Origin of the sequence: Asanoa hainanensis, assembly GCF_900188485.1 — a bacterium.
Classification (GTDB): Bacteria; Actinomycetota; Actinomycetes; order Mycobacteriales; family Micromonosporaceae; genus Asanoa; species Asanoa hainanensis.
On the sequence record NZ_FZPH01000009.1, the window covers coordinates 320,031 to 327,833 of the forward strand.

The following is a 7,803-nucleotide window of genomic DNA, read 5'->3' on the forward strand; positions in this document are numbered from 1 at the left end:
TCAGGCGCTGGCGGGGCCGCTCGACTCGCGCGGCACGAAGCGGGGGTTGGGCATCCACACCGGCTCGACGAACTCGCGCCCGCCGATCGCCTCCAGCAGCAGGGTGGCGGCCACCTTGCCGTCGTCGAACGGGTGCTGCGTGACGGTCGACAGGGCCGGGTGCAGGTACTGCGAGATGGTGATGTCGTCCCAGCCCACGATGGAGATGTCGGTCGGCACCCGCAGCCCGCGGGAGAACGCGGCGCTCATCCCGGCCACGGCCATCAGGTCGTTGGAGTAGACGATCGCGGTCGGCCGGCGGTCACCGTCGAGCAGCGCCGCGGTGGCGGCCCGCCCGCCGGCCGCGGTGTAGTCGCTCTCGATCCACCGGGACGCGTCGATGCCGTGTTCCCTGAACCGCTTCTGGTAGAGCTCGCGCCGCAGCCGGGCGGGCGCGTTGGTCTGCGGGCCGACCACCTGCGCGACCCGGCGGTGGCCCAGGTCGACGAGGTGCCGGACCACGTCGGTGATCGCCTCGCTCTCGTCGTAGACCAGCACCGGCATGGTGGTGCGCTCGGGCGGCCAGCCGAGGCTGACGAAGGCCAGCCCGGCCTCGCGGACCAGCGCGAACCGCGGGTCGTCCTGCCGCAGGTCGACGATCACCATGCCGTCGACCCGGCCGTCCTGGGCCAGCCGCAGGTAGGCCTCGCGCTCCGCCTCGGTGCTCTCGACCACCTCGGTCACCAGCGAGTAGCGCTCGTTGGCCAGCACACTCTGCAGACCGGCCATCAGGCTCGTGTAGTACTGGTCGCTGGCCAGCGCCTCGGGCGACTTCTCGAAGACCAGACCGATGGCGTACGCCCGGGACACGGACAGCGCGCGCGCCGGCAGGCTGGGCGTCCAACCCAGCTCCCGCGCTTTTTCGACGATCCGCTCGCGGGTCTCCTCGCGCACGCCCGGTCGGTTGTTGAGCGCGTAGGAGACCAGGGTCTTGCTCACCCCGGCGGCCGCCGCGACGTCACTGATCCGGACGGTCCGTCGCCGGCCCGACGCTTCCTTCATGGACCTTCGCTTTCTCGATTGGTCGACCTGAATGCTAAGGGTTGGGTGGTCACCATTCGGCAAACCCGCCGTCGGGATATCGCCACTGCGGGTTACCGACGGGTATGCCCATCTCTTGTGCTGCCGCTCGCACCACGTCCTCGTCGACCTCGATGCCCAGCCCCGGCCCGGTCGGTCGCGGCAGGTGCCCGTCGACCGCCACCAGCACCTCCGGGTTCCGCAGGATCGCCAGGTCCGGCGAGGTCGCCGCGCTCAGGTCGATCACGTGCTCCTGCGCGTAGAAGTTGGGCACGGCCAGGTCGAGCTGCACGCAGGCCGCCAGGGCCACCGGGCCGAGTGGGCAGTGCGGTGCGAGCTGCACGTCGTACGACTCGGCCATGGTCGCGATCCGGAACACCTCGGTGATCCCGCCCGCGTGCGCCGGGTCCGGCTGCGCGATCGCGATGCCGGCCTGGAGCACGGGCACGAACTCCTCCCGACCGAACAGCCGCTCGCCGGTCGCGATGGGCACGCTGGTGGCCGCGGTGAGCTGACCGATCAGCCGCGAGTGCTCGGGTCGCAGCGGCTCCTCGAGGAACGCCGGCGCGGTGTGCGCGACGGCGTCGGCCAGCCGGCGGGCCTGGTGCACGGAGACCCGGCCGTGCAGGTCGATGCCGAAGTCGGCGGCGTCGCCGATCGCCTCCCGCAGCGCGGCCAGGTCGTCGGCGAACCGCGCGGTCATCGCGGGGGAGTCGAGGAACCCGACCGGGCCGGCGACGGACGCCTTGACGAGGGTGTAGCCGTTCTTGACCAGCATGCGCGCGCGGTCGGGGTTGCCGGTGTGCTCCGGCGGGCCCCACGCGTGCGTGTAGAGCCGCACGCGGTCGCGGCAGGGGCCGCCCAGCAGCACGTGCACCGGAGCCTCGAAGAACTTGCCGCGCAGGTCCCACAGCGCCATGTCGAGGCCCGCCACCGCGCTTCCGAGCACGGCGCCGCTGCGGTAGAAGCCGCCCCGGGTCAGCCGCTGCCAGTGCGCGGTGACCGGCAGGGGATCCTCGCCGACCAGGTGGCCGCTCAGCTCGCGGACGGCGGCGGCGACCGTGGCTGGTTTGTGCTCCAGCGACGCGTCGCCCCAGCCGGCCAGCCCTTCGTCGGTGCCGATCCGGACGAGCACCTGCCGTTCGCCGAGTACGAACGTCTCGACGGTGGTGATGCGCACGTCAGTCCTCCCCGTGGCGTGGTGTGAAACCGAGCAGCTCGCGCGCCCGGGTGGTGTCGATGGGCGCGGTGCGGCCCGGGAAGCTTTCGGTCCTCGGCACCTCCGGCGCGTACCGTGCCAGCAGCTCTTCGGTCGGTGCGTCCTGGAACGTGGTCCTTGCCGCGACGTGGACCACCTGGGCGCCCTCGCACGGCACGGTCAGGGCCAGCCGGAACGCCTCCGCGCCGTCGCGCACGTCGAGCCAGCCCCAGCCGTCGCCCCGGCCACCCGCGGCGTTCCTGGCGGCCCATTCCCGCAGCCCGGCGCGGTTCTCCTCCGAGATCATCAGCGGCAGTCGCAGGGCGAAGCCGGCCGCGTCGAACCGGCGGCAGACGGCCCGCAGGGTCAGCTCGTCGACCTGTTTGGACAGTGAGTACGGGTCGGCCACGTCCGCCGGTGTGGTCTCGTCGATCGGGTAGCGGGGCGGCGGCGGGGCGTGCGGGTTCATGATGAGGCCGGTCGCGTTGACGCTGCCGGCGATGGCGAACCGCCGTACGCCCTGTTCGGCCGCAGTCCAGAGCACGGTGAACGTGGCGAGGGCGTTGTTGCCGAACACCTCGTCGGCCGGGTGGTGGAACGGGCTCGGGATGGCCGCGAGGTGGGCGACCGCGTCGACGCCGTCGGTCGCCTCGGCCACCGCGGCCCGGTCGCGGGCGTCTCCGCGCAGCAGCGTGACCTCGTGATCGTGCGCCCGCAGGTGGTCGACCACCGCGGTGCCGACCAGGCCCTCGCCGCCCGTCACCAGGACTCTCACGCCGGTGGCCGCTCGGCGATGACGAGCTGGTCGCCGTGGGTGGGGAGCTGCCGCAGGCGGGTGCCGCCGGCCGTGGGCACCGCGTCGGGGGTCAGCGGCGCGCGTTCGGCGAGGTCCCAGCCGGTCAGGCGGTGCTCTTTGAGGTCAAGCGCGAGGTCGACGTCGTCGGCGTAGGGCAGGTAGACGGCGACGAGGTCGCCGTCCTGGCTGGCGGCCACTCGCGCCGATCCGTTGCTCTCGGCCGGCAGCAGGCGGTGCATCCGGTGGTCTCGCAGCAGCCGGGCGAGCAGCGAGATGTCCAGCGCGCCGGGGAACGCGAGGGCGACCTGCCACGGGTACGGCTCCAGCGACAGCGCCCGGGCCTGGAACTCGCCGCCCGGGCCGTGCCACATCCACATGCCGTGCGCGCCGTACCCGACGCCGGCCGTCGCACCGGCGAGGACGCTGGTCCAGCTCGCCCGGCGTACCTCCTCCCGGCTCCATCGCCCGTGGCCGTTGACCTTGCCGTGCTGCTCGTAGGGCGGCTCCGACGCGACCAGCGGCTTGCGCGGCGTGCGGGCCAGGTATTGCGCCGGCTGCCGCCAGGTCAGCTCCTGGTTCTCCACGTTGTGGCCGGACTGGTGGAAGAAGAGGTCGAGGTGGTCGGCGAGCGCGTCGGGCAGCGTCGTGTTGGGCGCGCTGTGGGTGGTCAGCAGGCAGTGCGGCGCCTTGTCGCGGAGGACGTCGATCGCCTCGCGGTAGGCGGCGTTGGCGGCCGGCACCGTGTAGTGGTCGTCGCCGCCGACCGCGAAGATCGGATCGAGGTCGCCGAACGTCTCGGCCACCTTCTCGACGTACGCCCGTCTTTGCTGGGGCGGCATCACCGCGTGCGGAGTGCGCTCCGCTCCCCAGGTGCCGGGCAGGTAGTTGTTCCAGAGGACGCCGATCACCAGCCGGAGGCCGAACTCCTCGTGCGCGATCCGGGTGTACGCCCGGGCGGTGGCGAAGTAGTCGTGGTCGAGGCGGCTGAAGTCGTGGTGGCCGTCGGCGTCGAGCGCGAACGGCTCGCGGGCGCCGGCGCGCACGTCGCGGTCGTGCAGGATCGGGATCGCGGCGACCTGGACGGCGGTGAAGCCCTGCCTGCGCCGCGTGGCGAGATAGGTGCGCCAGTCGGCCTCGCTCGCGTCCGCGAACGTGCTCCAGGCGGTGTCGGCCACTAAGGGGAAGAAGGTGCCGTCAGCGCGCAGGTGAGTGCCGGAGGGGTCGACGGTCAGACGGGACATCAGTGGCTCCTTGAACCGGTTCACGGCAAGCTCGGATAGGCTATCGCGATCTCCTGCCGAAACGTTAGGGAGGACCTCGATGGTCGAGCCGTACCAGGACACCGCGCTGCCGCTGCCGGCGCGGGCCGACGACCTGCTGCGCCGGATGACGCTGCGGGAGAAGGTCGGCCAGCTCAACCAGCGGCTGCTCGGGTGGCAGGCCTGGTCGGCGGGGTCGTCCGGCTACGAGCTGACCCCGGCGTTGGACGAGGAGGTCGCCCGCTGGGGCGGGCTGGGCGCGCTGTACGGCCTGCAGCGGGCCGACGCGTGGTCCGGTCGCGACTGGGAGAACGGCGTCGACTTCGCCGGCGCGCCCGAGCTGGTCGCGATGGTGCAGGAGAAGGTGGTCGCGGCCTCGCGGTTCGGCATCCCGGCGCTGCTGGTCGAGGAGGCGCCGCACGGCCACCAGGCGCTGGGCTCCCAGCTCTTCCCGACGAACCTGGGCGCCGCGGCCACCTTCCGGCCCGACCTGATCGAGGAGGCGGCCGCGCACACCGCCCTCGAGCTGCGCGCCCGTGGTGCGCACGTCGCGCTGGTCTCCGGCCTGGACCTCCTGCGCGACCCGCGTTGGGGCCGGTCCGAGGAGTGCTTCGGCGAGGACCCGCTGCTGGCGTCGCTGTATACCCGGGCGATCGTCCGCGGCATGCGCGGTGTGGCCGTGGTGCTCAAGCACTTCGCCGGCCAGGGAGCCGGGATCGGCGGCCGCAACAGCTCCGGCGGCCCGATCGGCCCGCGCGAGCTGGCCGAGCTCCACCTGCCGGCCGCCCGCGCGGGCATCTCGGAGGGCGCGCTCGGGGTGATGGCGGCCTACAACGACATCGACGGCGTGCCGTGCGTCGCCAACTCGTCCCTGTTGACGGACGTCCTGCGTGGACAGTGGGGCTTCGAGGGCATCGTGATGGCCGACATGTTCGCGGTCGACCGCCTGCTGCGCGCTGCCTCGTCCCCGGCGGCCGCCGGGGCCCTGGCGTTGCGGGCGGGTGTCGACCTGAGCATGTGCGACGTCTCGTACGCCGCCCTGGAGGAGGCGGTTTCGCTAGGCCTGGTGCCGGAGTCGCTCGTCGACCGGGCCTGCCGTCGGGTGCTGCTGCTGAAGCTGCGGCTGGGCCTGCTCGACCCGCCGGAGCCGCTCCCGGAGTTCCCCGAGGTGTGGCCGGCGCCGGCCCTGGTCGCGGGCACGACGGTGCTGCTCCGCAACGACGGCCTGCTGCCGCTGGCGGCCACGCCGCGCCGGGTGGCGGTGCTTGGCCCCAATGCCGACGACCTGTCGGCGCTGCTGGGCGACTACGTCCCACCGGTGCGCGGGGGAGCGACGGTGCTCGGCGCACTGCGCGCCCGGATCGCCCGCACCGAATACGAGCCGGGCTGCGGCCTGACATCACCGATCGAGGGCGGCGTGGAGCGCGCGGTGGCCCTGGCCTCCGACGCCGACCTCGCCGTCCTGGTGCTCGGCGGCAGCAGCGTCCGCCACTACGACGACACCTTCGCCGACAACGGCGCCGCCGCGTTCACCGGCGAGGACCCAGCTGCCACCGCGGTGCGTGAGGTCGACGCCGACGGGTCCGCGCCCGGCCTCCCTCGCCCAAGTGCGACCACCGGCGAAGGCTTCGACGCGGCCGAGGTGCTTCTTCCGGCGGCGCAGCGGGAGCTTGCCGCGGCGGTCGCGGCGACCGGGACGCCGACGGTGGCGGTCATCGTCTCGGGTCGGCCGCAGGGGGTCGGCGCGGTCGCCGGCAACGCGCTGCTCTATGCCTGGTATCCCGGCCCGACCGGCGGCCGCGCGATCGCCGACCTGCTGCTGGGCGACCGGGAGCCGACCGGCCGCCTGCCGGTCTCGCTGCCCGGCTCCAGCGGAGTGCTGCCCGTCGCCTACAACGAGCGCATGGAGACGGCGGAGCGCTACGTGGACGCCGACGCCGCCGCCGAGTTCCCGTTCGGCCACGGCCTCGGCTACACGACGTGGGACCTCGGGCCGGCCACAGTGGAGGGTTCCTGGCCGGCGGTGACGGTCGGAGCCCCGCTCCGCAACACGGGCGAGCGCCGCGGAACCCAGGTGGTCCAGCTCTATGCCCGCGTCCGCGTGCCTGGCCTGCTACCCCGCAAGGCAGTCCTCGTGGGCTTCACCCACCTCACCCTCGACGCCGGCGAGATGGCCGACGCGACCGTCCCGGCCCTCGCCGACGCACTCCCGGGCCTGGGCCTCCCCGGCGAACCGCCGGCCGAGCTCGACCTCTGGCTGTCCCTCACAGGCGCGGGCGAACCGGACGCGCCCTTGACCATTTCATCCTAGGACGCCCCACGGGGTGTGCGTTTACGACGACCTGGCCACACCGAGGCGAAAATCTTCCTACCGTGGTCGCATGACGTCTATCGCCATCGCCGTCGTGCTTGCCGTCCTCGGTGTCCTGGCCATGGTGTTCGGGGCGAACGACGACTCGCCGGGCCTCGTCCTCGTCGGCCTGGTGCTCGTGCTCGGCGGGGTCGCTTTCGGCGGGCGCGCCATCTACCGCCTCATGCAGACCATCAACCGCCCCTAGACAAGTAAGTCCGAAGTGCCCGCCGAGTCGGGTGCATAACGACGATCCGACGCAGCTGACCTGGACCTGTAGGCCCCGACCGGTCCCGCGTCGCGACGCGCGTGTCGCAGGTCTCGATGACTGCCTGGTGTCGTGGTTCCATGACTTCCGCCGCCGAACGGGGCTCATGATCGTGTGTGGCTCATCGAGGAGCGGCACCACGGATCGCATGATCGGGTGCGTCTGGTCGGGTTGCCGGATGGCGTGTCGACCAGATGGGACGCACCCGATCACGGAGTACGGCGGCGGTCTCCCAGATGTCGCACACCCGATCACGGCCAGCCTCGGCATCCGCTGAACCGGTCCCCTTTTCACCGTCGTCCCCGAACCGCGATGCCGCTGGCGAACCCGACCTGCTCGAGCCGATCCGTCAGCTGATCGAGTCGGTCGACGACACCCTCGAAGGCCAACTTGACCTCGAACTGCACGGTGGCCGCAGCATCGAAGGCGTCGCCACCCGCGTCGCCCACGCCTACTCGCGATGACCGCCGCGATCTGGCACAACCGCGCCACCGGCCAACCGTGACCAGGCCATTGATCGCTTACGACCACTAGCCCAGCTTTCGGACTCACTCGTCTAGTACTGCAACGGCACTTATGGCGGTATCTGTCCGCGCCGGTGGTAGTGGCTGACGCGGGCTTGCCATTGGCGGCGTCGTCGGAAGTAGGACCAGGCCAGGACGTGGTCGGGGGTGGTGGGACGCGTCAGGGTGAATGCCAGGAGCAGGCGCCGGACCTCGGGTACGGTCAGCGCGATCAGCATGTCCTGCGCGAGGCTGGGTTTGCTTGTGTGGCAAGGGATTTCGCGACGACGAGTAGGGCGTGGGTGGCCATGGACAGGGTGATGTGGGCGTACCACGCCCGCCAGTCCCGGGCCTGGTACTGGTCCAGGCC

The 7,803-nt window shown here is 72.3% G+C and carries 6 protein-coding genes and 2 pseudogenes; 3 read left to right on the forward strand and 5 right to left on the reverse strand.

All coding sequences use genetic code 11. From position 1 onward, the window contains the following. The 4 genes from CHC05_RS23160 to CHC05_RS23175 are packed head-to-tail and all read right to left on the reverse strand — an operon-like array spanning position 1 to position 4,294. Positions 1–1,041, reverse strand: coding sequence for a LacI family DNA-binding transcriptional regulator (locus CHC05_RS23160; protein ID WP_089252236.1), 1,041 nt, complete (start codon positions 1,039–1,041; stop codon positions 1–3). Positions 1,042–1,090: 49 nt separating this feature from the next. Then, on the reverse strand, positions 1,091–2,239 hold the full coding sequence (gene dgoD, locus CHC05_RS23165) for a galactonate dehydratase (protein ID WP_089252238.1): 1,149 nt from the start codon (positions 2,237–2,239) through the stop codon (positions 1,091–1,093). Position 2,240: 1 nt separating this feature from the next. Beyond that, on the reverse strand, positions 2,241–3,032 hold the full coding sequence (locus CHC05_RS23170) for an NAD-dependent epimerase/dehydratase family protein (RefSeq protein WP_179266325.1): 792 nt from the start codon (positions 3,030–3,032) through the stop codon (positions 2,241–2,243). Then, on the reverse strand, positions 3,029–4,294 hold the full coding sequence (locus CHC05_RS23175; protein WP_144022723.1) for a glycoside hydrolase family 140 protein: 1,266 nt from the start codon (positions 4,292–4,294) through the stop codon (positions 3,029–3,031). Before CHC05_RS23175 ends, CHC05_RS23170 begins: the two co-directional genes overlap by 4 nt. A gap of 79 nt (positions 4,295–4,373) precedes the next feature. Between CHC05_RS23175 and CHC05_RS23180 the strand changes: the two genes are divergently transcribed. The 3 genes and pseudogenes from CHC05_RS23180 to CHC05_RS23185 form a co-directional block, all read left to right on the forward strand. After that, positions 4,374–6,623 (forward strand): glycoside hydrolase family 3 N-terminal domain-containing protein, encoded by a 2,250-nt coding sequence (locus CHC05_RS23180; protein ID WP_089252244.1) that lies wholly within the window; start codon positions 4,374–4,376, stop codon positions 6,621–6,623. A gap of 13 nt (positions 6,624–6,636) precedes the next feature. Then, positions 6,637–6,870 (forward strand): DUF3040 domain-containing protein, encoded by a 234-nt coding sequence (locus CHC05_RS40850; RefSeq protein ID WP_281257709.1) that lies wholly within the window; start codon positions 6,637–6,639, stop codon positions 6,868–6,870. A gap of 404 nt (positions 6,871–7,274) precedes the next feature. Next, positions 7,275–7,464 (forward strand): annotated as a pseudogene (locus tag CHC05_RS23185) (IS982 family transposase); the annotation flags it as partial. A gap of 201 nt (positions 7,465–7,665) precedes the next feature. Here the strand turns inward: CHC05_RS23185 and CHC05_RS43475 are convergent. Continuing rightward, positions 7,666–7,803: pseudogene (locus CHC05_RS43475) on the reverse strand (IS701 family transposase); the annotation flags it as partial.